Source organism: Shewanella sp. WXL01 (genome assembly GCF_012263345.1).
Lineage (GTDB): Bacteria > Pseudomonadota > Gammaproteobacteria > Enterobacterales > Shewanellaceae > Shewanella > Shewanella maritima.
On the sequence record NZ_JAAIKQ010000002.1, the window covers coordinates 194,539 to 216,866 of the forward strand.

General features: G+C 44.8%; 21 protein-coding genes. 16 read left to right on the plus strand and 5 right to left on the minus strand.

The genetic code is table 11. The features are described from left to right. Positions 1-61 precede the first annotated feature (61 nt). The 3 genes from dxs to xseB are packed head-to-tail and all read right to left on the minus strand — an operon-like array spanning position 62 to position 3,147. Positions 62-1,936: a 1-deoxy-D-xylulose-5-phosphate synthase gene (dxs, locus tag G3R49_RS06045; protein WP_167869033.1), complete on the minus strand. Its 1,875-nt coding sequence runs from the start codon at positions 1,934-1,936 to the stop codon at positions 62-64. A 20-nt stretch (positions 1,937-1,956) separates the two neighbouring features. After that, a complete protein-coding gene (gene ispA / locus G3R49_RS06050; protein ID WP_167869034.1) occupies positions 1,957-2,856 on the minus strand; it encodes a (2E,6E)-farnesyl diphosphate synthase in 900 nt (299 codons plus the stop codon). Positions 2,857-2,913: 57 nt separating this feature from the next. Further along, entirely contained in the window at positions 2,914-3,147 is a 234-nt protein-coding gene (gene xseB / locus G3R49_RS06055; RefSeq protein WP_130597793.1) for an exodeoxyribonuclease VII small subunit, read from the minus strand. Positions 3,148-3,485: 338 nt separating this feature from the next. Between xseB and pomA the strand changes: the two genes are divergently transcribed. From pomA to thiI, 3 genes are all read left to right on the plus strand, one after another. Continuing rightward, positions 3,486-4,253 (plus strand): flagellar motor protein PomA, encoded by a 768-nt coding sequence (gene pomA, locus G3R49_RS06060; protein ID WP_130597792.1) that lies wholly within the window; start codon positions 3,486-3,488, stop codon positions 4,251-4,253. 3 nt (positions 4,254-4,256) lie between these two features. Further along, positions 4,257-5,183, plus strand: a complete 927-nt coding sequence (locus tag G3R49_RS06065) for a flagellar motor protein MotB (RefSeq protein ID WP_130597791.1) — start codon at positions 4,257-4,259, stop codon at positions 5,181-5,183. A gap of 374 nt (positions 5,184-5,557) precedes the next feature. Further along, positions 5,558-7,012 (plus strand): tRNA uracil 4-sulfurtransferase ThiI, encoded by a 1,455-nt coding sequence (gene thiI, locus G3R49_RS06070; RefSeq protein ID WP_167869035.1) that lies wholly within the window; start codon positions 5,558-5,560, stop codon positions 7,010-7,012. Between the two features lie 212 nt (positions 7,013-7,224). On the opposite strand, the gene G3R49_RS06075 is transcribed toward thiI, so the two are convergent. Continuing rightward, the gene (locus G3R49_RS06075) at positions 7,225-7,455 is read right to left on the minus strand and encodes a hypothetical protein (RefSeq protein ID WP_130597789.1); all 231 of its coding nucleotides are present in this window, start codon (positions 7,453-7,455) and stop codon (positions 7,225-7,227) included. A 177-nt stretch (positions 7,456-7,632) separates the two neighbouring features. Here G3R49_RS06075 and G3R49_RS06080 point away from each other — a divergent pair, with 177 nt between their 5' ends. From G3R49_RS06080 to rlmM, 4 genes are all read left to right on the plus strand, one after another. Beyond that, positions 7,633-8,544 carry a transcriptional regulator GcvA gene (locus G3R49_RS06080; RefSeq protein WP_130597788.1) on the plus strand — a complete coding sequence of 304 codons (912 nt, stop codon included), beginning with the start codon at positions 7,633-7,635 and terminating at the stop codon, positions 8,542-8,544. A gap of 63 nt (positions 8,545-8,607) precedes the next feature. Continuing rightward, on the plus strand, positions 8,608-9,294 hold the full coding sequence (locus tag G3R49_RS06085) for an alpha/beta family hydrolase (protein WP_167869036.1): 687 nt from the start codon (positions 8,608-8,610) through the stop codon (positions 9,292-9,294). 9 nt (positions 9,295-9,303) lie between these two features. Further along, complete coding sequence (locus G3R49_RS06090) at positions 9,304-9,690, plus strand: DUF423 domain-containing protein (protein ID WP_167869037.1); 387 nt, start codon at positions 9,304-9,306, stop codon at positions 9,688-9,690. 167 nt (positions 9,691-9,857) lie between these two features. Next, positions 9,858-10,955: a 23S rRNA (cytidine(2498)-2'-O)-methyltransferase RlmM gene (gene rlmM / locus G3R49_RS06095; protein WP_130597785.1), complete on the plus strand. Its 1,098-nt coding sequence runs from the start codon at positions 9,858-9,860 to the stop codon at positions 10,953-10,955. Between the two features lie 83 nt (positions 10,956-11,038). Here the strand turns inward: rlmM and G3R49_RS06100 are convergent, their stop codons facing one another. Further along, complete coding sequence (locus tag G3R49_RS06100; protein ID WP_130597784.1) at positions 11,039-12,049, minus strand: isocitrate dehydrogenase; 1,011 nt, start codon at positions 12,047-12,049, stop codon at positions 11,039-11,041. A 370-nt stretch (positions 12,050-12,419) separates the two neighbouring features. On the opposite strand from G3R49_RS06100, the gene G3R49_RS06105 reads away from it, so the two are divergent. The 9 genes from G3R49_RS06105 to fliR all read left to right on the plus strand — a co-directional run bounded on the left by G3R49_RS06105 (position 12,420) and on the right by fliR (position 22,321). Then, entirely contained in the window at positions 12,420-15,194 is a 2,775-nt protein-coding gene (locus tag G3R49_RS06105) for a prolyl oligopeptidase family serine peptidase (protein WP_167869393.1), read from the plus strand. Positions 15,195-15,493: 299 nt separating this feature from the next. After that, the gene (locus G3R49_RS06110) at positions 15,494-17,539 is read left to right on the plus strand and encodes a flagellar hook-length control protein FliK (protein WP_245335280.1); all 2,046 of its coding nucleotides are present in this window, start codon (positions 15,494-15,496) and stop codon (positions 17,537-17,539) included. A gap of 116 nt (positions 17,540-17,655) precedes the next feature. After that, positions 17,656-18,177, plus strand: coding sequence for a flagellar basal body-associated protein FliL (gene fliL, locus G3R49_RS06115; protein WP_130597783.1), 522 nt, complete (start codon positions 17,656-17,658; stop codon positions 18,175-18,177). A 77-nt stretch (positions 18,178-18,254) separates the two neighbouring features. Then, entirely contained in the window at positions 18,255-19,286 is a 1,032-nt protein-coding gene (gene fliM, locus G3R49_RS06120) for a flagellar motor switch protein FliM (protein WP_130597782.1), read from the plus strand. Positions 19,287-19,295: 9 nt separating this feature from the next. Beyond that, positions 19,296-19,688 (plus strand): flagellar motor switch protein FliN, encoded by a 393-nt coding sequence (gene fliN, locus G3R49_RS06125; RefSeq protein WP_130597781.1) that lies wholly within the window; start codon positions 19,296-19,298, stop codon positions 19,686-19,688. 334 nt (positions 19,689-20,022) lie between these two features. Next, positions 20,023-20,475: a flagellar biosynthetic protein FliO gene (gene fliO, locus G3R49_RS06130; protein ID WP_242620304.1), complete on the plus strand. Its 453-nt coding sequence runs from the start codon at positions 20,023-20,025 to the stop codon at positions 20,473-20,475. 32 nt (positions 20,476-20,507) lie between these two features. Further along, positions 20,508-21,236 carry a flagellar type III secretion system pore protein FliP gene (gene fliP / locus G3R49_RS06135; protein WP_242620382.1) on the plus strand — a complete coding sequence of 243 codons (729 nt, stop codon included), beginning with the start codon at positions 20,508-20,510 and terminating at the stop codon, positions 21,234-21,236. A gap of 8 nt (positions 21,237-21,244) precedes the next feature. Next, positions 21,245-21,514, plus strand: coding sequence for a flagellar biosynthesis protein FliQ (gene fliQ, locus G3R49_RS06140; RefSeq protein ID WP_130597779.1), 270 nt, complete (start codon positions 21,245-21,247; stop codon positions 21,512-21,514). Between the two features lie 3 nt (positions 21,515-21,517). Next, complete coding sequence (gene fliR / locus G3R49_RS06145; RefSeq protein WP_130597778.1) at positions 21,518-22,321, plus strand: flagellar biosynthetic protein FliR; 804 nt, start codon at positions 21,518-21,520, stop codon at positions 22,319-22,321. Positions 22,322-22,328 lie beyond the last annotated feature (7 nt).

Below are 22,328 nucleotides of genomic sequence, written 5' to 3' on the forward strand. Positions count from 1 at the left end.
AATGCTAGGGCCTTATAAACATAGGTAGCGGTTCGCTACCCAGCTCTACTTATCTACTCTTTTACTTAGCTAAATAAGCACGAACTTGTTTTTCGATACCCGCGGCATCAAGTTCAAGCTCTGCGATAATCTCATTTGGAGCACCGTGCTTAATGAACTCATCTGGCAGACCAATTTGTAGCACTGGCTTGGTGATTTTATGCTTTTGCAATAACTCCAGAACGCCAGAGCCGGCGCCGCCCATAATGGCGTTTTCTTCTACGGTAACAATAACGTCATGGCTGTTAGCGAGCTCAAGCACTAACGCTTCGTCAATTGGCTTAACAAAGCGCATATCAGCAACCGAGGCATCTAACTGCTCGGCAGCAGCTAACGTTGCCGCAAGCGTGGTACCAAAGTTAAGCATGGCAACTTTTTTAGCCTCGCTTTGGCGTCTTAGCACACCTTTACCGATTTCAATTGCCGTCATTTGCTCAACTTGCTCAGCACCTGTTGCACTGCCGCGAGGATAGCGCACGGCACATGGGCCATCTTGATACATGTGGCCAGTGTATAGCATTTGGCGACATTCGTTTTCATCAGATGGCGCCATAATTACCATATTTGGAATGCAGCGCATAAAGCTCAAATCAAATGCACCCTGATGGGTTGGGCCATCTGCGCCTACAATGCCGCCGCGGTCAATGGCAAATAGTACCGGCAGTTTTTGCAAGGCAACATCATGAATAAGCTGATCATAACCACGCTGCAAAAAGGTCGAGTAAATCGCCACAATCGCGTTTAAGCCTTCAACTGCAAAGCCAGCGCCTAGGGTTACCGCGTGCTGCTCAGCAATGGCTGCGTCAAAGTATTGCTTAGGGAATTTTTGTGAAAATTCCACCATGCCTGAGCCTTCACGCATTGCAGGGGTAATTGCCATTAACTTGTTGTCGGTTGCCGCCATGTCACATAGGAATTTACCAAACACTTGTGAAAAGGTGGGTAAGCCAGGTTTAGTGGCAGGCTTTTTAAATTGCGATGGGTCGAACTTAGGTACTGCGTGCCAGCCGATTGGATCTTTTTCAGCAGGCTCATAACCGCGACCTTTTTTGGTCATAATGTGCAGGAATTGCGGGCCTTTTAAGTTGCGCATATTACGCAAGGTATCCACCAAACCGTTTACATCATGGCCATCAATCGGGCCGATATAGTTAAAGCCAAGCTCTTCAAATAAGGTGCCAGGCACCACCATGCCTTTTAAATGCTCTTCGGTGCGCTTAGCCATTTCTTTCAGAACTGGCATATCTTTGAGCGCGCGCTTAGAGTTTTCGCGAATAGTGGTGTAGAAGCGGCCTGACATCAGTTGCGCGAGGTGATTGTTCAGTGCGCCCACGTTTTCCGAGATTGACATTTCATTATCGTTGAGTACCACGAGCATGTCGTCATGCAGATCGCCTGCATGATTCAAGGCTTCAAACACCATGCCGCCAGTAAGCGCGCCATCGCCAATCACAGAGACCACTTTACGGCCTTTTCCTTCTCGCTCAGCCGCCACAGCCATACCTAAGGCTGCGCTGATTGATGTGCCTGAGTGGCCAACGCTAAAGGTGTCGTATTCGCTTTCTTCGCGCCATGGAAAAGGGTGCAAGCCGTTCTTTTGACGAATGGTATGCATCTGCTCACGGCGGTTGGTTAGAATTTTGTGTGGGTAGGCCTGATGACCGACATCCCAAACCAAGCGGTCGAAAGGGGTGTTATAGACGTAATGCAGGGCCACGGTAAGCTCGACTGTGCCTAGTCCTGAGGCAAAGTGTCCGCTTGATGCGCCCACAGATTGCAGTAAAAACTGTCGCAACTCATCAGACAGCTGCGTTAACTGGCTTTGTGGGATCTGTTTTAATTCTTCCGGTGTATTAGCACGGGCTAGCACTGGATATTGGCTATGATCAAAGCTCATATTGGGAAGTTCTGCTCTTTTTATAATCTACGCTCGACAATATAGCGGGCGAAATTTTTAATTAACTGGTTATTGTAAGGCAAATTAGTCAGCGCTGATAGTGCATCTTCAACAAGTTGCTTAGCACAGTTTTCGGCACCCTCTAGTCCCATTAATTTAGGGAAGGTACTCTTGTTTGATTGCTCGTCACTGCCTTGTGGCTTACCAAGCTCTTCAGTGCTGGCGGTAATATCAAGGATGTCATCTTGCACCTGAAATGCTAAACCGAGCGCTTGACCATACTCAGTCATGGCGGTTTGTTCTAGCTCACTGGCACTGGCGGCAATAAGGGCAAGTTCAATAGCGCAGCTGATGAGGGCGCCGGTTTTCTTATTGTGTAATTCTGTCAGTCTTGTTAAATCAATACGCTTGTCTGTTGAGCTCAGATCAATTGCTTGACCACCACACATACCCACATAGCCAGAGGCTCTTGCTAGGGCTTTAACCATAGCTAATTGCTGAGCTGGTGCCAGTTGAGAATTGGGTTCGCTAATGAGCTCAAATGCTAAGGTTTGCAGCGCGTCACCCGCTAGAATTGCTGTCGCCTCATCGAAGGCGATATGTACGGTTGGCTTGCCGCGGCGTAGCTCGTCATCATCCATTGCCGGTAAATCATCATGGATAAGAGAGTAGGCGTGAATGCACTCAATGGCTGCGGCTGCGCTATCAAGTTGCTCAAGTTTAGCGCCAAGCATTTCGCCAACAGAGTAAACTAGAAATGGTCTGATGCGTTTGCCGCCAATTAGCGCGCCGTGGCGCATGGCTGCTTTTAAGTGTGAAGCTGAGTCGTCGAGTTGATCGATAGTCTCTGCCAAAATGGCATCAACTCGAGTTTGGTAATGCTTAATCGCCTCAGAAAGAGGAAGTGAGGAAGTATCCACTGAAAACCTTGCCGTGTTAAATTGCTAACTATGGATGCGCTTGCTAGTCGCGTTAGATTATTCGCTGTCAGGCTCAAATGTTTGTAGCTGACTGTCGTCATCTAAAAGAATAGAGACTTTTTGCTGGGCTTGATCAAGCTTAGTTTGGCTTTGGCGAACTAGCTTGATGCCTCGCTCAAATTGTTTCAGTGCGTCATCAAGGGCAACATCACCTTGCTCTAAGTTGTCAACGATTTGTTCTAGCTCTGAAATAGCCTGCTCAAAACTGAGGCTTTCTAACTTTTTGGCCACGATAATTTTCCCTTAAGTTCAGCGTGTGACAAGGTATATCAGCAACGACTTGTGGTCAAATTAAGTCGGCGGATATTTGCACAAGGACACGCTTTATTTAGAAACTTTTATGACAAAGCGCTAATTAGTTCTAAACTTGCCTCGCATCTTACCGATAAGTAATTGTAATACCTGTTTGTTAGCCTAAAATAGAATTCAAATCAGCAGCGTAAAACTGAATACTGATCAGTGTGGGATACGTTGATTATTACAACAGTCACAGATAGCGCTGTATGCGGTATTCATTAGCAACATGATCAAGGCAGATTAGAAGTATAAGCTCAGGTTGAGGAGATATTGTGGATTTAGCGACCCTTATAGGAATAATTGGTGCGTTCGCATTCGTACTCGGTGCGATGGCGACCAGTGGTGGTATCGGTATTTTCGTCGATGTCGCGTCAATCTTGATTGTATTCATGGGCTCGCTGTTTGTGGTTTTGATGAAGTTCAATCTCAAGCAATTTTTCGGCGCCATTAAAATTGGTATGAAAGCCTTCATGTTTAAAATTGATAAACCTGAAGACTTGATTGAGCAGTCAGTCAACATGGCTGACGCAGCTCGTAAAGGTGGCTTCCTTGCGCTTGAGGAAGCGCAAATTACCAACAGCTTTATGCAAAAAGCGGTTGATATGCTGGTGGATGGCCATGATGGTGAGGTGGTGCGCAATGCACTAGAAAAAGACATCATGTTGACTGAAGACCGTCACAAACTTGGTGTCAGTATTTTTAAGGCCATGGGTGATGTTGCCCCTGCTATGGGTATGATTGGTACCCTTGTCGGTCTGGTTGCCATGCTTTCAAGCATGGATGACCCAAAAACCATTGGTCCATCAATGGCGGTAGCACTTTTAACCACACTTTATGGTGCGATGATCGCCAATATGATTGCGATTCCTATGGCAGACAAACTTGAACTACGTATGAAAGAAGAGCTGCTCAATCGCAATCTAATTATGGATGCGGTTCTAGCTATTCAAGATGGTCAAAACCCACGTGTGATTGAAGGCTTCTTGAAGAACTACCTTGCTGAAAAATCTCGTCAAATCGATACTACGGACGGGGAATAGCCCATGGCTAAACCTAAGTGCGATTGTCCACCACCAGGCGCGCCGTTATGGCTAGCGACTTTTGCTGACTTAATGTCGCTGCTGATGTGCTTTTTCGTGCTGCTGCTGGCGTTCTCTGAAATGGACGTAATGAAGTTCAAGCAGATTGCAGGTTCAATGAAGTATGCATTTGGTGTGCAGAACAAAGTAGAAGTAAAAGACATTCCTAAAGGTACCTCGGTAATTGCGCTGGAGTTTAGGCCGGGTAAACCTGACCCAACCCCGATTGAAATTATCAATCAGCAAACTAATGAAATGACTCAGCAAACTATTGAGTATCAAGCCGGTGATGAATCAAGTGCTGGTGGTGTGCAGAAACAATCGGGCGAGCAACGTGGTGGTAATGCCGCTGCCACGGCGCAGCAAACTGCAGAAGCTGTAAAAAAAGATGCTGCCTCCTCACAAGAGAATATTAATGAGCAGGTCAAAAAGATGGCCGAGCAACTTAACGAAGAGATTGTTGATGGCGCGATTGAGATCGAGTCATTAGGTCAGCAAATTATTATTCGTATCCGTGAGAAGGGCTCATTCGCTTCAGGCTCCGGTTTCTTACAACCTAAATTTAAACCGATTGTCCGCTCAATTGGTGAGCTACTCAAAGATGTGCCGGGGATCATCACGGTATCTGGACATACAGATGGCGCGCATATTAATAATGAGCTTTATAGTTCAAACTGGGATTTATCATCTAAACGTGCAGTAGCGGTCGCCCATGAGTTAATGCAGGTTGAAGGTTTTGATGAGAGGCGTATGAAAGTTGTGGGTGAGGCGTCAAACAAACCGCTCGTCGATAACAATTCTAATCAAAGCCGCGCTCGTAATCGCCGCGTAGAAATTGCCATTGAGCAGGGCAAGCCGATGGAGTCTGACGAAATCACTGTTGGCCAGTAACGCTCTTCAGTTAGCGCGCTTTGATACGAAACCGAGACCATCATTTGATGGTCTTTTTATTAGCACTGGTTTTCGTTTATAAGTGCTTTTTGCTATAATCTCGCCGCTTTGGCGGAATCGGAGCTTTTTAAAGCGCTTTTATCTATCAAACTTTAGCGGGTTGTGGCTGTAGCTACTATCAGGTAAAACGTACTTTTGATTGTAAAAAAACACGATAAAAGTGCGTTTAAAAAGCTGATTTTGCTGTGCTTATTAGTTACTCAACTCTAGCTAATAGCCGACTACTTATTAACTATTTTTAGCATAATGGAAAGCTTTCTTGTCAATGGATGTTTGACTGGAAAGCTTTTGTATTTATGCCTGCGGACAAATCAATGAAGTTTATTGTTAAGCTATATCCTGAAATCATGATGAAGAGTAAATCGGTGAGAATGCGATTTACTAAAATGCTCGAAACTAACATTCGCAATGTGCTTAAAAAGATTGACGAAGATGCCAAGGTTCAGCGTCAGTACGATAGGATTTTAGTATTAGCACCAGCAGACAAGCCACATTTGCATGAAGCGTTTGCTGAGCGTATGTCATGTATTCCGGGTATTGCTCATGTAATTCAGGTGAGCGAGTCTCCGTTCGAGTCGATTGATGATATCTATCAGCAAGTTTTGCCAAAGTATCGTGATGAGCTAGCGGGTAAAACTTTCTGCGTGCGCGTAAAACGTACAGGTAAGCATGACTTTAATTCGATTGAAGTTGAGCGTTATGTTGGTGGTGGCTTAAATCAGTTTACTGAAGCGGCTGGCGTTAAGCTGAAGAACCCTGATATGACGGTTAACCTTGAAATCGATCAAGACAAGCTTTACATGGTTGAGCGCCGCATTGAAGGTTTAGGTGGTTTCCCAATGGCAACACAAGAAGATGTGCTGTCACTGATTTCTGGGGGCTTTGACTCTGGTGTTTCTAGCTTCCAGTTCATTAAAAAGGGGGCTCGCACCCATTACTGTTTCTTTAATTTAGGTGGCACTCAACACGAGATTGGTGTTAAGCAGGTAGCTTTCCACTTATGGAAGAAATACGGCGAGTCGCACAAGGTGCGTTTCATCTCTGTGCCATTTGAGCCAGTAGTTGAAGAAATTCTTGAGCGCATTGATAACGGCCAAATGGGTGTTATCTTAAAACGTGTGATGATGCGCGTTGCGGCAAAAATTGCTGAAAAATACGGTATTCAAGCTTTGGTGACTGGTGAAAGCTTAGGTCAAGTTTCTAGTCAAACCTTGACTAACCTTAACGTGATTGACCGCTGCACTGATACCGTCATCATGCGCCCACTGATCGCGATGGATAAGCAAGACATCATTAACATCAGCCGTGATATCGGTACTGAAGATTTTGCCAAGTCTATTCCTGAATATTGTGGCGTGATCTCACAAAAGCCGACCGTAAAAGCGGTATTATCTAAGATTGAAGCTGAAGAGCAAAAGTTCTCAGAAGATCTCATCGACAAAGTTGTTGAGTCTGCTGTAGTAATGGATATTCGAAATATTGAAACTGAAATGGATCAACAAGTAACCGAAACTGAAACAGTACAAGACATCCAATCTGGCGAAGTCGTAATTGATGTGCGCGCACCAGAAGAGGAAGAGCAATCGCCTTTAGAGGTAGATGGCTGTGAGGTGGAAACCATTCCATTCTTTAAGCTTGCTACCAAGTTTGGCGATTTAGACCAGTCAAAAACTTACCTGTTGTACTGTGACCGTGGTGTGATGAGTAAACTGCAAGCACTTTACTTAATCGAGCAAGGCTATACCAACGTTAAGGTTTATCGCCCTTAACTTGGATTTTTGCTCTGGACTTAGATGTCTGGACTGAGATGTTTTTACTAGCAAAGCGCCTCGATGGCGCTTTGTTTTTATCCATGTATTAATTGCAATAAATATAAAAAAACCGCCAATTGGCGGTTTTGTGTTTATGAACGCTGATAATTTAGATAGTCTTATCAGACTTTGTGCAAACTAGTTCGATAGCGCTAACTTAAGTCATCTAGTTATTCAGAGACACTATCATTGTCGCTGACTTCAGTTTTAGTGTCAGTCAGTAGGTGCTCGTTGGTGTCAACTAGTGCTTGCTGGTGAATGTTTTCCATGTCTTGCAATAGTTCAGCATGGATTGACGCTTGTAAATCTTCAAGCTCTAAGCTGGCAACTTCTACAGCGCTAGCTTGTGCAGTAAAGCCTGCGAGTAACATGGCAACAATAAGTGATTTTGGGTTGAACATAAGTGTGATTCTCCAAACAAAAAGGTAGTGTCGGACACTCCCATTCACGTCTTAGAGGTTGTCCAACTCGCCAAAATTTGATGATTAAATTTTGCACGAACACAGTGTTCTTTACAAACGACAAAAAATAACAATAATCATAAGAAAAACTAATTAAAAAATACGAGATAGATCACTATGTCTAGACGCTTACCACCGTTAAATGCAGTCAAAGCATTTGAAGCAGCAGCCCGCCACTTAAGCTTTACGCGTGCTGCAGAAGAGTTATTTGTAACCCAGGCTGCGGTAAGTCACCAGATAAAAGCATTAGAAGATTTTCTAGGGTTAAAGCTGTTCAGACGTAAAAATAGATCATTATTGTTAACAGAAGAGGGGCAAAGCTACTTTCTCGATATTAAAGATATCTTTGTGCAGCTTGGTGAGGCGACTGACAGGCTGCTCGCGCGCAGTGCAGTCGGCTCATTAACCGTAAGCATGTCACCTAGTTTTGCTATTCAATGGCTGGTACCACGGCTATCGCAGTTTAGTGAAAAGAATCCTGATATTGATGTGCGCATTAAAGCCGTTGATAGTGATACTGGCGCACTGACTGATGATGTAGATGTGGCGATTTATTATGGCCAAGGCAACTGGCCAGGACTGCGCGCTGATAAGCTCAGAAACGAAGTGCTTATTCCTGTGTGCTCACCTTTGTTACTCAACGGCCCTAAGCCGTTAAATGAGCCAAAAGATTTAAAGCATCACACCTTATTACATGACTCTAGTCGTCATGACTGGCAGGCCTGGTTTAGACAATGTGATATTACCGACATTAATGTCAATCAAGGCCCAATTTTTTCTCACTCTTCATTAGTGCTGCAAGCTGCCACCCATGGTCAGGGTATCGCACTAGGGTATAGCGTACTGGCAAGGCCTGACATTAAAGCCGGGCGTTTGGTATGTCCTTTTTCTGAAGTGTTGGTCAGTAAAGATGCCTATTACCTCGTGTGCCAGCAGAGCCATTCTGAGCTTGGTAAAGTATCGGCATTTAGAGAGTGGATGGTTGATATGTTTGCTGAAGAATCGCGCAGTGATTTACTTGCGGGTTAAGCAGTTTCATTGCATTAGCGTTACAGTGCAGCAGTAAATAAAAGTAGTAGAGAACAAACAATAATGACCGAGCTTGCCAAAGATTATGTACTTCAGGGAGAGATTACCGATACGCTGATAATATTCGCCCATGGCGCGGGTGCCAATATGCACCATGAGTTTATGCAATCAATGGCTGAGCGCTTGGTTGCACGGCGCTTTCAAGTGCTGCGTTTCAACTTCATGTATATGCAAAACAATATGGCAGATGGTAAGCGTCGCCCACCTGAGCGCGCGCCTAAACTGCTTGCTCATTATGAGTCGGTACTCGCCCATGTTGAGCAGTTAATCAAGCTTGGTAAACTTGCCCCTAAACGTATCGTGTTGCTTGGTAAGTCAATGGGCGGGCGTATGTCGTCTATCTTGATGTCAAACGAGCATGATTTAACTCCTGAACTCACAGATATTGCTAGCAAAATTAGTCATGTAATTTGTTTGGGCTACCCATTTTTGCCGCCAAAAGGCAAAGAGCCACGGCTTTCAAGCATTAACGATAGTGCGATGCCAACTTTGGTTGTTCAAGGTGAGCGCGATAGCTTTGGTAATAAACAGCAGTTAACTGAGTGGACACTAAGGGAAGGGGTTGAGATTCGCTGGCTTGGCGATGGCGATCATAGTTTTAAACCAAGAAAGTCGTCAGGTTATACCTATGAAGTTAACCTAGATAGCGCAGTTAAGTTTATTGAAGAGTATCTAGGCCCTAGCGAGTAGAAGAGCAAAATGAATAAAACAATCTTATTAACAGCGACAGTGAGTGGTTTTTTAGCGGTAGCATTGGGCGCATTTGGTGCTCATGGATTGAAAAACATTGCCCCAGCTGAGTTGATTTCCATCTTTAAACTTGGGGTGGAGTATCAGTTTTACCATACCTTTGCCTTGCTTGCCCTAGGGATATGTTCGCAGTGGATTAATACCAAGCAGATCGTATGGTCTGCATGGTGTTTTATCATAGGTATGGTGTTTTTCTCGGGCTCTTTATACTTATACGCCCTGACTGGCGTGAAGTGGGTTGGTCCAATCACGCCTATTGGCGGCACTTTCCTACTCATCGGCTGGCTGCTGTTTGCTTATAGTGTGTCTAGGTTACAGACGTCGCAGACCAAGTAGTTGCTAAGTTTATTTATTTTGAAGCCTCCTTTATTGACCGCCCTTTTTTGACCGCTATTTATTGACCATAAAGGGCGCTTTTTTATATCTGCCGCGCTTAGCGCTGAGTCTTGCGCCAAAAATTGCGCTATAATCCCGCCGATTGTCTCTTGTGTGAAAGGTTATTGATGAAAAACCTCGTTCTATATTGCCGCGCTGGTTATGAAAAAGACTGCGCCGCTGAAATTCAATATCGTGCTGGTGAGCTTAATATTGGCGGTTTTGTAAAAGCCAATGTCAACGATGCTTATGTGGTGTATCAGTGTTTTGAAGATAACGGCGCTGACCGTTTGATTCGTGCGCTTAAGCTGTCATCTTTGGTATTTGCTAGGCAGATGTTTGCCGCGGCAGAGTTACTTAATGCGCTGCCTGAGCAGGATAGGGTATCGCCAATTGTTGAAGCGCTTAGCTCTTTGAAACAATGTGGTGATTTACGAGTAGAAATGCCAGACACCAATGAGGCGAAAGAGCTTTCAGGTTTTTGCCGTAAGTTTACAGTGCCGCTGCGTCAAGGGCTGAAAAAGTCGGGTGCTTTACTTGCAAAAGATGACCCAAAGCAGCCGATAATTCATGTGTGCTTTATTGCGCCGGGTAAAGCCTATGTGGGTTATTCCAATAGCGATAATTCTTCGCCACACTTTATGGGTATTCCGAGACTTAAGATGGCTGCCGATGCGCCAAGTCGCTCTAGCTTAAAGTTAGATGAAGCTTTTGGCGTGTTTTTAACCAAAGAAGAGCATGAGAAGCGTGCTCGCAGTGGCTTGAATGCGGTCGATTTGGGCGCTTGTCCTGGCGGTTGGACATATCAACTGGTACGCCGCGGCATGATGGTAGCGGCCATTGATAATGGCCCTATGAATGAAAAGCTAATGGAAACCGGCCAGGTAAAGCATTACCGCGCCGATGGTTTTCGCTGGGAGCCGCCACGTAAGAATATCTATTGGTTAGTGTGTGACATGGTTGATAAGCCATCTAGAGTGGCAGAGCTAATTGAAGCCTGGGCAATTAATGGTTGGTTTAAAGAGGCGATATTTAACCTCAAACTGCCGATGAAGAGCCGCTTTAAAGAGGTGAAAGTGGTACTGGAAACCATGAGCGCCATTTTAGAAGAGAACGAAATTGAGTTCCAAATGCAATGCAAGCATCTTTATCATGATCGTGATGAAGTGACTGTGCATTTGTGGCTATTCCCTGAAAAAGGCGTGAATTACGCTGAAGGTATTTAACCACCATTAATTTCGGTTGTTAAAACAAAAAGCCCGTTGAACATGATATTCAACGGGCTTTTTAGTTGTTTTGCTAATGCTATTTAGCTAATACGGTCGAGTACTGCTTGAGTAAAGTCAGTTGTACCGTGAGTACCGCCTAAGTCGCGAGTAGTACGATCACCTTCTTCAATCACTGCAGATACAGCGCTGCGGATCATCGAAGCTTTATCAGCCATGCCTAGGTATTCCAGCATTTGGATTGATGCCAGGATAACAGAAGTCGGGTTAGCTAGATTTTTACCTGCGATATCTGGTGCACTGCCGTGTACAGCTTCAAAAATTGCTGCATCTTTACCAATGTTGGCACCTGGCGCCATACCAAGACCGCCAACAAGACCTGCACATAGATCTGACAGAATGTCACCAAATAGGTTAGTTGTGACAATCACGTCGAAGTTCTCTGGGTTCATAACCAGCTTCATACAGGTTGCATCAACAATCATTTCTTCAGTTGTGATGTCAGGGTAACGCTCGCTCACTTCACGCGCCACTTTAAGGAACAAACCAGAAGTAGACTTCATGATGTTTGCTTTATGCACGATAGTTACTTTTTTGCGGTTTTCTTTTCGGGCTAGCTCGTAGGCAAAAGTGGTGATTTGTTCTGCACCTTGACGAGTAATGATACTGGTCGCTTCTGCTGTCGCACCATCGTCTGAGATAGTTTGACCAAGACCTGAGTACATACCTTCAGTGTTTTCACGCACGGTAATGATGTCGATATTCTCGTAACGGGCTTGTGTGCCCTTGAAAGAGTTTACCGGGCGCACATTAGCGTAAAGGCTGAATTTTTTACGTAGGCTTACGTTAATAGAAGTAAAACCTTCACCCACTGGCGTCGTTAATGGGCCTTTAAGTGTGATGCGGTTTTTCTCGATTAGATCAAGTGTGCGTTGCGGTAACAATTCGCCGTGCTTTTCTAACGCTGTTAAGCCTGCATCAGCAAATTCGTAGTCGAAATCACATCCTGCTTTGTCGAGGATTTTTAATGCTGAATCAATGATGCTTGGGCCAATCCCATCACCTGGGATCACGGTTATAGTACGTTTTGACATGGATGTTCCTTCCACATTTGTGGTTACTGCAATGGGCATTCCGTGTTAGGCACGGTTACATGATGACAAAATGTCATCGATTTTCTGCGGCGTAGTTTAACGGCTTTTAATCTTTATTTACAGAAAATAGTGAGTTAAATCACATTATTTTTGCCGTATTTGAATTAATTGACGTTTGTTTGCTTTATGATGGCAAACCTATGCCTTAAGTAAGTTAGCCCTAATGTAGATAACTTATTAAAATTCAGTCACAAAGCATAAATGTAGCCAGTATGTTATCAAGGCGACTTTGGTCGCATAGCATCGAGAAAACTGGTAGCAATAAAAGCAACAATAGCAAACGAGGGTAGTTGTGAAATTATTTAAGCTTATGCCTATAGCCATGATGGTGGCTGCTGTAACAGCGGGAGGCGCGCAAGCTGCGCAAACCAAGCCGCTGACACTCGAAGACATTATGACCTTTGAAACACTGCAAAAGCCGGTGATTTCTGATAACGGTAAAGTGGTTGCCGTAGAAGCGAAGCCAGATCGCGGTGATAGCCGTGCGCTGGTCACCGTTTTAGGTGCTGAGCAAAAGCGTTATGAACTTGCCAATGCATCAGCAGTGCAAACCTCCAGTGATGGCAACTTTGTATTTGCGATGCAAAAGCCAACATTGCTTGAGAGCAAAACACTAGATAAGAAACAACAGTCTACTGGTTTGGTGCTGCTCAATACTCAAACTGGCGACACCAATGAGTTCAAAAACGTAAAAAGTGCCAAGTTTAGTTACGACGGTAAGGTTATAGCGATTGTTTTTGAGCCTCAAAAAGATGATGCAAAAACTAAAGACAAGTCTGACAACGCGGATGACAAACCTCAGCGTGAGATTGAAGAAGCTGATAAAGGCAGTGGCTTTTCGGTTATTGAGTTAGCAAGCAACAAGCGCTTTGATTTCGACCATGTTACTGGCTGGGTATTTGATGATGCTAGTAAAGGTATGGTGATTGCGATTAACGACGGCGAAAGCCAGTTGCATCAAGTTCAGTGGCTGGATTTAGTAAAGCTACAAACCAAGCAAGTCTTTACCTCTAAAACACAACAAATTGGCGAGTTGGCTATCAGCTCAGCGGCGCAGAAGTTAGCGTTTACTTATGGTAGCAGCGACACTCTGCGTTGGGGCCGTGAGTATCAGCTAAGCCTAATTGACCTAGCGAGCGTTAAAGCCCAAAAGCTACCGACAGATAAAGATTGGGTATTAAACCAGTTCAGCACGCTTAAATTTAGTAAGGACGGTGAGCGTTTGTTCTTTGGCCGCGTACCACAAGTAACGCCTCAAGCTGAAATTGTCGATTTTAAAGACGAGAAAGATTTGCTTGATAGAAACATTATCGTCGGTAAGCGTGATTTACGTATTTGGCATGGCGAAGATCCAAAGATTAAACCTCACGAAATAAAAGAGTATCAAGAAGAGCGAGAGAAGACCTTTGCTGCGGTATTGCATATTAATGCAAATCGAATTGTGCAGCTAGCCACGCGTGATATCCCTGATGTTGAGTATGGTGAGCAAAAGCGCTTTTTAGTAGCAAGCTCGAATGTGCCGTATCAAAAAATGACGACTTGGGCCGGTTTTTATCGTGATTTTTACCTAGTTGACTTAAACACAGGTCAACATACGCTAGTGATCCCACAGCAGTCAGCTTACGCGCAGCCAACGTTGTCGCCTAACGCCAAATTTATGGCTTATTACCAGCAAGGGCATGTGTATCTTTATGACATAGCCACCGGTCGTAAGCATAACCTAACCGCTGAACTCAACACTCCGTTTGCTAATGAAGATCACGACTACCCAAGCCCAGCGCCTGGCTATGGCTTTGGTCCTTGGCTTGAAGATGACACTGAAATCGTGGTTTACGACAAATACGATGCGTGGCAGTTCAACACCGTGTCTCACCGTGGCTTTATGATCACCAATGGTTTAGGTCGTGAGCAGCAAATTGAGTTTCGTCTAACCGGCCTTGTTGAGCAAGATGGTAAAGATATACCTCTCATTGAAGACCAAGCTTTACTGCTAAAAGGCTATAGCCATAAAACTAAGGCTGACAGTTTTTATATGGGCATGGAAGGTGAGTCAGGGGTTAAAATTGCCCTTGAAACCAACGGCAAACTAGAGATGCTGGCACGCGCGAAAGACACTGGTGCTTTAGTGTACTCAAGTGAGCGTTATGATCAGTATCCTGATCTCTATGTCGCCGATTTTGAATCTGTAGCGCAGTCGCAAAAAATTACTAACCTTGATGCCCAGCGCGATGCTTTTGCGTGGGGTAATGCAGAGCTTGTGCATTGGCGTGATGGTCATGGTCGTCAATCTGATGGTGTATTGATTAAGCCAATCAATTATCAAGAAGGTAAAAAGTATCCAGTACTAGTTTACTTCTATCGTTTTATGAGCGATCGCTTACACGCTTTCCCTGATATGAAAATTAACCACAGGCCCAACTTTGCTTGGTTCGCGCAAAACGGCTACGCAGTGTTCTTGCCTGATGTGCGTTTTGACATCGGCTATCCTGGTCCTTCTTCGGTACAAGCATTAACCGCCGGAGTACAAAAGCTAATCGATATGGGAATTGCAGACCCTGACGCTATTGGTATTCAAGGGCATTCATGGGCTGGTTATCAAACTGCTTATGCCGTGACGCAAACTCACATTTTTAAAGCGGCAGTGAGCGGCGCGCCGGTATCTAACATGACTAGCGCATACAGCGGTATTCGCCATGGAAGTGGTCTTGCACGTCAGTTCCAGTATGAAACAGGTCAAAGCCGTATCGGTCAGTCGCTATTTAACGCGCCGCTGAAATATATCGAGAATTCACCTGTGTTTTATGCCGATCGCATTGAAACACCCATGATGATTATGTTCGGTGACAAAGACGATGCGGTGCCGTGGGAGCAAGGTGTCGAAATGTATTTGGCTATGCGCCGCGCTGGTAAAGATGTGGTGTTCTTGCAGTATCAAGACGAGCCGCACCATCTGAAGAAGTATCCAAATAAGTTAGACTACTCGATTCGCATGATGGAGTACTTTGACCATTACCTTAAGGGTAAGGATGCGCCGACATGGTTGACTCAAGGCGAAGCCTATCAGGAGTATCGCGCTAACGACTAACGTGACTTGGTGCTCTAGTTATAAAGCCGCAACTTGATTGCGGCTTTTTTATGCCGATTTCTTGCTGCAGTGATTGATAGTGGTTTAGCTAACTTGTGGAGTTGCCCGCTTATTGGCATTTGATTTGCATTCATATGACCGAAGTAACAAATTAGTCGGGATCCCGACTCACTAATATGAAACCGCGAATATGAGTTTGCTAAGTCAGTAGCAACAGTTGATGTGTTGTCACTATAAAGTCTTTAGCACCAAGCTGAGCGGTCGCAACAACAATAAATGGTGAGGCAGTTATGCAGCAAATGAGTCAATTATTATTTGGAAATGGCAATGCTAAAGCAGATGCGTCTGCTAAATCAGCTATTAATGCCTCGCCACTCCACGCTCACCAATCGAATTCTTCTTTTGATGAGTCCTCCCAAGTTACTGAAAGTAATAGTTTTCTTGAAGCGTTAAATAACGCTTCGAAGCAAGAGTCATCAGCGCAATCAGCCAAAGCGCTCAAGGACGATACCAGTAACCGAAACCTGTCTTTAGTTGATAGCGAACAGGCTGCAATTGACAAGGCAATGCTTGAAGATACGCCTGATCTTCAGCTTGTGGACGCTGATACAGATACTGAACTTGTGAAGGGCGACGAGCATAGTAGCGATATGCTTGAGAGCAGTAAAGATGCAGAAGGTGGTGCTCAGTTTATTTTTGCTCAGCGAGAACTCGGTGAAAACTTAAAGCTTGTTGAAGGTGGCAGCGGAAAGACTTTGCCGCTTGCAGATGAGTTTGCGCAAAACTCACAAAGTGCGAGCGCGAGTCAAATATCTGCCACTTCTGCTGAAAGCGCAAATGAAGGTGATTTATTTACCTCTGCTCTGCCAGCAGTTAAAGCTAGCGTTAATGGTGCTGGTGCGCAATCTCAAACACAAGCAACGAGTGATTATCTTACAACGCTCAATTTCTCCCAACTACAAGAATTGATGGCTTTTAGTGGTCATAGCCGTGAAGCGTTAAACAAACTTTCCTCAGCAGAGCTTAGTCAATTAGTGGATGACTTTAATCTACAAGCACCTGTGGTTGATGAGTCTATATTGGCGATGGCCGAATTAGATTTAGACGCGCCAACTACTAATGTCAACCTGCAGGGCGAAGCTAGGTATGCCGTACACGGATTAGGTCAACAAGTTGCTAGCGAGTCAAAGACTGCTGATACCACGAAGTTTACCAGTGAGCTTAGTTCGGATATTGAAGCAGAGCTTGAGTCCCAATGGGCTGATAAATCAAAAGCGGTCGATACTACCTTACCTATTGATAACAGTAAGCTGACTAATAATACTACTGCAGCAAGCTCAGAAGCAGCCGCAAGTAAGAGTGACAAAGCCGTATTGGACATGCTTGATGAGTTGTTACCGCAGGCAGACACCGGTTCTACTAAAAAAATTGATAAGCGTGCTGACATTGCTGAGCTAAGTGCAACACAGACAAAAGGCGCTCAGCTGAACGCTGAATTTGCAGACAAGTTGAATCAAAGCTTACAGCAAAATAAATCGACGGCTGATCAAGTGTCATTAAGTAATGTTGCCAAAAATCTTCAGGCAGGCAACATCCTTGGTGATCAAGAGTCGGTAGCGGGAAAGATTAGTGCCAATATTGACGATGCAGCTAAAGCAATCGATAAGTCTTTAGACAAAGTCGCTGCTGATAAAAACCAGCTAAGCGCCAATCAAAGTGCTGCGGTAACAAGTGGCCTTAGCGAAAAGCTGCAGGCTAGCAACGCAGCTGCAATGGATTTTGCTGGCATAGAGCTGGATATTGCTGATTCGGTAGTCACCAAAGCCGTTCAAAACCAAAGTAGTTTTACTCCAATTCATAAATCTGACGTGCCGCAATTTCAATTATCATTAAGAACTGCATCAGATACCAATGTACAAATGCAGGAGATGATCCAGCGGTTTGCGCCAGTGATGAAACAGCAGTTAGTCGCCATGGTATCTAATGGTGTACAGCAAGCAGAAATCCGCCTCGACCCGCCAGAGCTAGGCTCTATGATGGTCAAAGTTCAGGTGCAAGGTGATCAAACGCAAGTACAATTCCAGGCCGCGCAGCAGCAAACCCGTGATGTGTTAGAACAAGCGATGCCGCGACTTCGTGAGATGTTGGCTCAAGAGGGAATGCAACTAACCGACGGCAATGTGTCAGAGCAAGGTCAGCAGCAAAGAGGGGAAGCCGGCGATGGTGACGCTCATTGTGGTCAGATTGCGCAAAATGAGCAATCGGATGAAATAGCAGCAACAGAAGCAAGTAGTGGGCAAAATACCGCCTCATCGTCGCATTCTGCTATAGATTATTATGCATAACTGGTTAACCTATAGTAATGTGAACGAATATAGCTAAAGTGCTAAAGAGTTAACTAAATTTCGTTATGCTCTGGTGATTTAAGCTGACAAATTGACTATATGGAATGGACAAATCCATGGCTGAACAAGAGTTAGAATTAGAAGAAAATGGTGGTGAAGGTAAAAAGAGCAAAAAGATGCTTTTTATCATTATCGGTGTTGTGTTACTGCTGGCTATCGGTGGCGGTGCGTTCTTCTTTTTAAGTGGAGACGATGCAGCGAATGAGCAAGCAGATAGTGAGACGGTTCCAGGAGAAGTAGCCACAACTGCAGAGCCAACCGGAAAGGCAAATTATGTCGGTATGCCGAGACCGTTTTTGTTCAATTTGCCAGGGGCAACGCGCTCACGCCTAGTTGAGATTAAAGTACAGTTAATGGTGCGCGGCGACGATGACGTGTTGACTCGCAAACACATTCCTTTGATTGAGGATGCGCTGTTAACCACTTTCAGCGCAGCAGATGTGCAAAAGCTTAGCTCACAAGCAGGTAAAGATGAGCTGCGTCAACTTGCGTTACTTAATGTACAAAACACCTTACAAGCGGTGACTGGCCGCAAGGTTGTAGAAAAAGTACTGTTTACTGGGTTTGTGATGCAGTAAGAAGTATTGAAACCCTTTATAACAAAACTAATCAAACGTCTCCCAAGCGGGAGTAACTTAGCGAATAAGGCTTTGATGTGAGTGATTTATTAAGCCAAGACGAAATTGATGCGCTGTTACATGGTGTTGATGATGTTGAAGAAGATGAGATAGACGAAGGTGGCGCCGATGCGCGCACCTATGACTTTTCTTCTCAAGATCGCATCGTCCGTGGTCGTATGCCAACACTCGAAATTGTTAACGAGCGTTTTGCACGCCACCTACGGATCAGCATGTTTAACATGATGCGCCGCGCAGCTGAAGTGTCGATTAATGGCGTTCAGATGCTTAAGTTTGGCGAGTATGTACATACCTTGTTTGTACCGACGAGTTTGAACATGGTGCGCTTTAGCCCGTTAAAAGGCACAGGCCTTATCACCATGGAAGCGCGCTTGGTGTTTATTTTGGTGGATAACTTTTTTGGCGGTGATGGCCGCTTCCATGCCAAGATTGAAGGTCGTGAATTTACGCCGACCGAGAGACGTATCGTTCAGTTGCTGCTGAAAATTATTTTTGAAGATTATAAAGATGCTTGGGCACCGGTAATGGACGTTGAGTTTGAATATCTAGACTCGGAAGTTAACCCAGCGATGGCAAACATCGTTAGCCCAACAGAAGTGGTAGTGATTAATTCATTTCACATTGAAGTTGATGGAGGCGGTGGTGATTTCCACATTACCATGCCGTATTCGATGATTGAGCCCATTCGTGAGCTGCTTGATGCCGGTGTCCAAAGTGACAAACAAGATACTGACATGCGTTGGTCGCAAGCACTTCGTGATGAAATTATGGATGTAGAGGTTGGCGTTGATGCCAACATCGTTGAAAAAGAGCTAACACTGCGGGAAGTGATGGATTTTAAAGCAGGTGATGTTATCCCTGTTGAGCTGCCTGAGCATATTATGATGCGAGTAGAAGATTTGCCGACTTTCCGCTGTAAGCTTGGTCAATCACGAGAGAATCTAGCGCTGAAAGTCAGTGAGAAGATTGCTCGCCCAGAAACTGTTAAATCAGAATTACAACTCTTTACGCGCAAGAAAGGTAAGTCGCGTGATCTGTCCGAATTATAAGGTGAAGCCATGAGTACAGAAGATACAGGTGATGATTGGGCTGCAGCTATGGCTGAGCAGGCCTTAGAAGAGGCGGCGCAGGCAGAGCAAGTTCAGCTCGATGAACTAGTCGATGAATCCAAACCATTGAGTAAAGAAGAAGCTGAAAAGCTTGACTCAATTTTAGATATTCCGGTCACTATTTCTATGGAAGTAGGGCGCAGCTTCATTAGCATCCGTAATTTGCTGCAACTTAACCAGGGCTCGGTTGTTGAGCTAGACCGTGTAGCGGGTGAACCGCTCGATGTGATGGTCAATGGTACCTTGATTGCCCACGGTGAGGTAGTTGTCGTCAACGACAAGTTTGGTATTCGCCTAACCGACGTTATCAGCCAAACTGAGCGGATTAAAAAGCTTAAGTAGCCCAGGGCCTGCTGGTCTTTGCTGATTAGAATTTGTTCGAGTTAAAAGCACTTTAATCAAGACGCGAGCTATGCCGTTTAGTCGACTAAACAAGTGGCTCGCAACGCAGAGAAAAGTGCTTTTAAACGAACCTTTCAGGCAGCGCTTGTTGTCATTTCTACTGCGTTAACGACTTATCATGTGGGGCCACCACACATCAAAGTCGTTGCCTTGTATAAATTTCCAACAAGCAGCTGCAAAAATAATCTTGAAAGACCAGCAGGCCCTGTAATAGCCTGAACCTAATTCGTTCAGGCTGTTTTGTATCAGACTCTTTGTTAAGGAAGGCAATTTTTTGATCCTCTCTTTGTTGACCTCATCTCAAGGCGCAGTCGCTCAGCAAACCGTCGCTAGTGCTACGGCCGCTAAAGTGACCGAGCAAGTAGCTCAGCGCTCAGCTGAAGTGTCTTATACCGCTACTGTCGCCAATATGCTTGGTGGTTTACTGGTGGTACTTGCCTTGATATTTGTGCTGGCGTATATCGTCAAACGCTTGAATATTATGCCTAACCAACAAGGCACGATTAAAACTATTGCTGCAACTGCCATCGGTCAACGTGAGAAATTAATGGTGGTTGAATTAGCGGGGCAACAGTATTTTATTGGTGTCACCCCTGAGCAAATCAGTTTATTAGATAAGCTTGATGAGCCTATCTCAATAGAGCAGCCAACAAAGTTTGCTGATAAAAAGTTTGCCCATAAATTGTCATTCGCCGACAAGCTCAAACAAGCCAAGGAACAACAATAATGTCGAAATGGACCACTATTAGCCTGTCGTTAATGCTCGCTATCTTGTCTATGAGCTTGCCATCATTTGCTGTCGCGCAAGATGGCATTTTACCGGCGGTTACGGTGACGACCGGTGCTGACGGGGCCACTGAATATTCGGTGACCATGCAAATCTTGCTGCTGATGACGGCGCTCAGCTTCATTCCGGCCATGGTCATCATGTTGACGTCATTCACCCGCATCATTGTGGTGTTGTCGATTTTGCGCCAAGCGCTGGGTTTGCAACAAACCCCGTCTAATCAGGTGTTGATTGGTATCAGTTTGTTTATGACCTTCTTTATTATGGCACCGGTATTTGACAAGATTTACACCCAGGCAGTTGAGCCATACATCGAAGAGCAAATGACGCTTACCCAAGCCTATGAGGTAGGTAAAGAACCACTTAAAGCCTTTATGCTGTCACAAGTGCGCACCACAGATTTAGAAACCTTTATTGAGATATCCGGTTATCAAAATATTCAGTCACCTGAGCAAACTCCAATGTCAGTGTTGATCCCGGCATTTATTACTAGCGAGCTAAAAACCGCATTTCAAATTGGCTTTATGCTGTTTGTACCGTTTTTGGTGCTCGACCTGGTGGTGGCAAGTATCTTGATGGCCATGGGTATGATGATGCTGTCGCCAATGATTGTGTCATTGCCGTTTAAGATCATGCTATTCGTACTGGTTGATGGCTGGGGATTAGTCATGGGGACCTTAGCCAACAGCTTTGGAATATAGGTGAGCTTATGTCTCCAGAGTCGTTAATTGATATCTTCCGTGAGGCTTTATCAGTCATTGTATTGATTGTGTCGGCAATTATTCTACCAGGTTTGTTTATTGGTTTGATTGTAGCGGTGTTTCAGGCCGCAACTTCAATTAACGAGCAAACGTTGAGCTTTTTGCCTCGCTTATTGGTGACGCTGGGGGCCTTGATGTTTCTGGGGCATTGGCTGGTGCAGACTATGATGGATTTCTTTTATCAAATGGTAAATATGATCCCGCAAGTAATAGGCTAGCAAGTGGAGATCTTATTCGCTGAAATCAACCAAGCCATAGCCAGCTATATGCTGCCTATGTTTCGTATTTCGTCCATGTTAATGGTGATGGCGGTATTTGGTGCTAACACCACGCCTTCGCGAGTAAGGTTATTGCTTGCTGTTGCTATTACTGTAGCGGTTGCGCCTATGCTGCCTGAAATGCCAGGCATTGAGTTAATGTCGCTGTCCGCGGTGTTCATTATTGCTCAGCAAATTATTATCGGTGCAGCCATGGGTTTTGTGACCCTAATGGTGATGCAAACCTTTGTATTAACCGGGCAAATTATTGGTATGCAAACCAGTTTGGGTTTTGCCTCTATGGTTGATCCTGGCTCTGGTCAACAAACGCCGATTGTCGGTAATTTCTTTTTGCTATTAAGCACGCTTATCTTTTTGGCGGTAGATGGACATTTGCTGATGTTTCGTATGCTCATCGCTAGCTTTGAAACCATTCCTGTTTCAATGAGTGGTATTGCTGTTGAGAATTACCGTAAGTTGGGTGAGTGGGGCTTGTATATGTTTGGCGCCGCATTAACTATGTCGCTAAGTGCGATTGTCGCTTTGTTAATGATCAATCTATCTTTTGGCGTGATGACGCGAGCCTCGCCGCAGTTAAACATTTTTGCCATTGGTTTCCCTGTCACCATGGTTAGCGGCTTGTTCATTTTGTGGTTAACCCTAAGCCCAATCATGGCGCACTTTTCAGAAGTTTGGGCTGCGGCGCAGTTATTAATGTGTGATTTACTCTTGTTGCAGTGTCAAACCGATGCTGTACTGACGTTTTAGGTGAACT

Coding starts and splice junctions, on each gene's coding strand:
- dxs (WP_167869033.1), bottom strand. CDS start 1,936: ATGAGCTTTGATCATAGCCAATATCCAGTGCTAGCCCGTGCTAATACA.
- G3R49_RS06065 (WP_130597791.1), top strand. CDS start 4,257: ATGGCTAAACCTAAGTGCGATTGTCCACCACCAGGCGCGCCGTTATGG.
- thiI (WP_167869035.1), top strand. CDS start 5,558: ATGAAGTTTATTGTTAAGCTATATCCTGAAATCATGATGAAGAGTAAA.
- G3R49_RS06075 (WP_130597789.1), bottom strand. CDS start 7,455: ATGTTCAACCCAAAATCACTTATTGTTGCCATGTTACTCGCAGGCTTT.
- G3R49_RS06080 (WP_130597788.1), top strand. CDS start 7,633: ATGTCTAGACGCTTACCACCGTTAAATGCAGTCAAAGCATTTGAAGCA.
- G3R49_RS06085 (WP_167869036.1), top strand. CDS start 8,608: ATGACCGAGCTTGCCAAAGATTATGTACTTCAGGGAGAGATTACCGAT.
- G3R49_RS06090 (WP_167869037.1), top strand. CDS start 9,304: ATGAATAAAACAATCTTATTAACAGCGACAGTGAGTGGTTTTTTAGCG.
- rlmM (WP_130597785.1), top strand. CDS start 9,858: ATGAAAAACCTCGTTCTATATTGCCGCGCTGGTTATGAAAAAGACTGC.
- G3R49_RS06100 (WP_130597784.1), bottom strand. CDS start 12,049: ATGTCAAAACGTACTATAACCGTGATCCCAGGTGATGGGATTGGCCCA.
- G3R49_RS06105 (WP_167869393.1), top strand. CDS start 12,420: ATGCCTATAGCCATGATGGTGGCTGCTGTAACAGCGGGAGGCGCGCAA.
- G3R49_RS06110 (WP_245335280.1), top strand. CDS start 15,494: ATGAGTCAATTATTATTTGGAAATGGCAATGCTAAAGCAGATGCGTCT.
- fliL (WP_130597783.1), top strand. CDS start 17,656: ATGGCTGAACAAGAGTTAGAATTAGAAGAAAATGGTGGTGAAGGTAAA.
- fliN (WP_130597781.1), top strand. CDS start 19,296: ATGAGTACAGAAGATACAGGTGATGATTGGGCTGCAGCTATGGCTGAG.
- fliP (WP_242620382.1), top strand. CDS start 20,508: ATGCTCGCTATCTTGTCTATGAGCTTGCCATCATTTGCTGTCGCGCAA.
- fliQ (WP_130597779.1), top strand. CDS start 21,245: ATGTCTCCAGAGTCGTTAATTGATATCTTCCGTGAGGCTTTATCAGTC.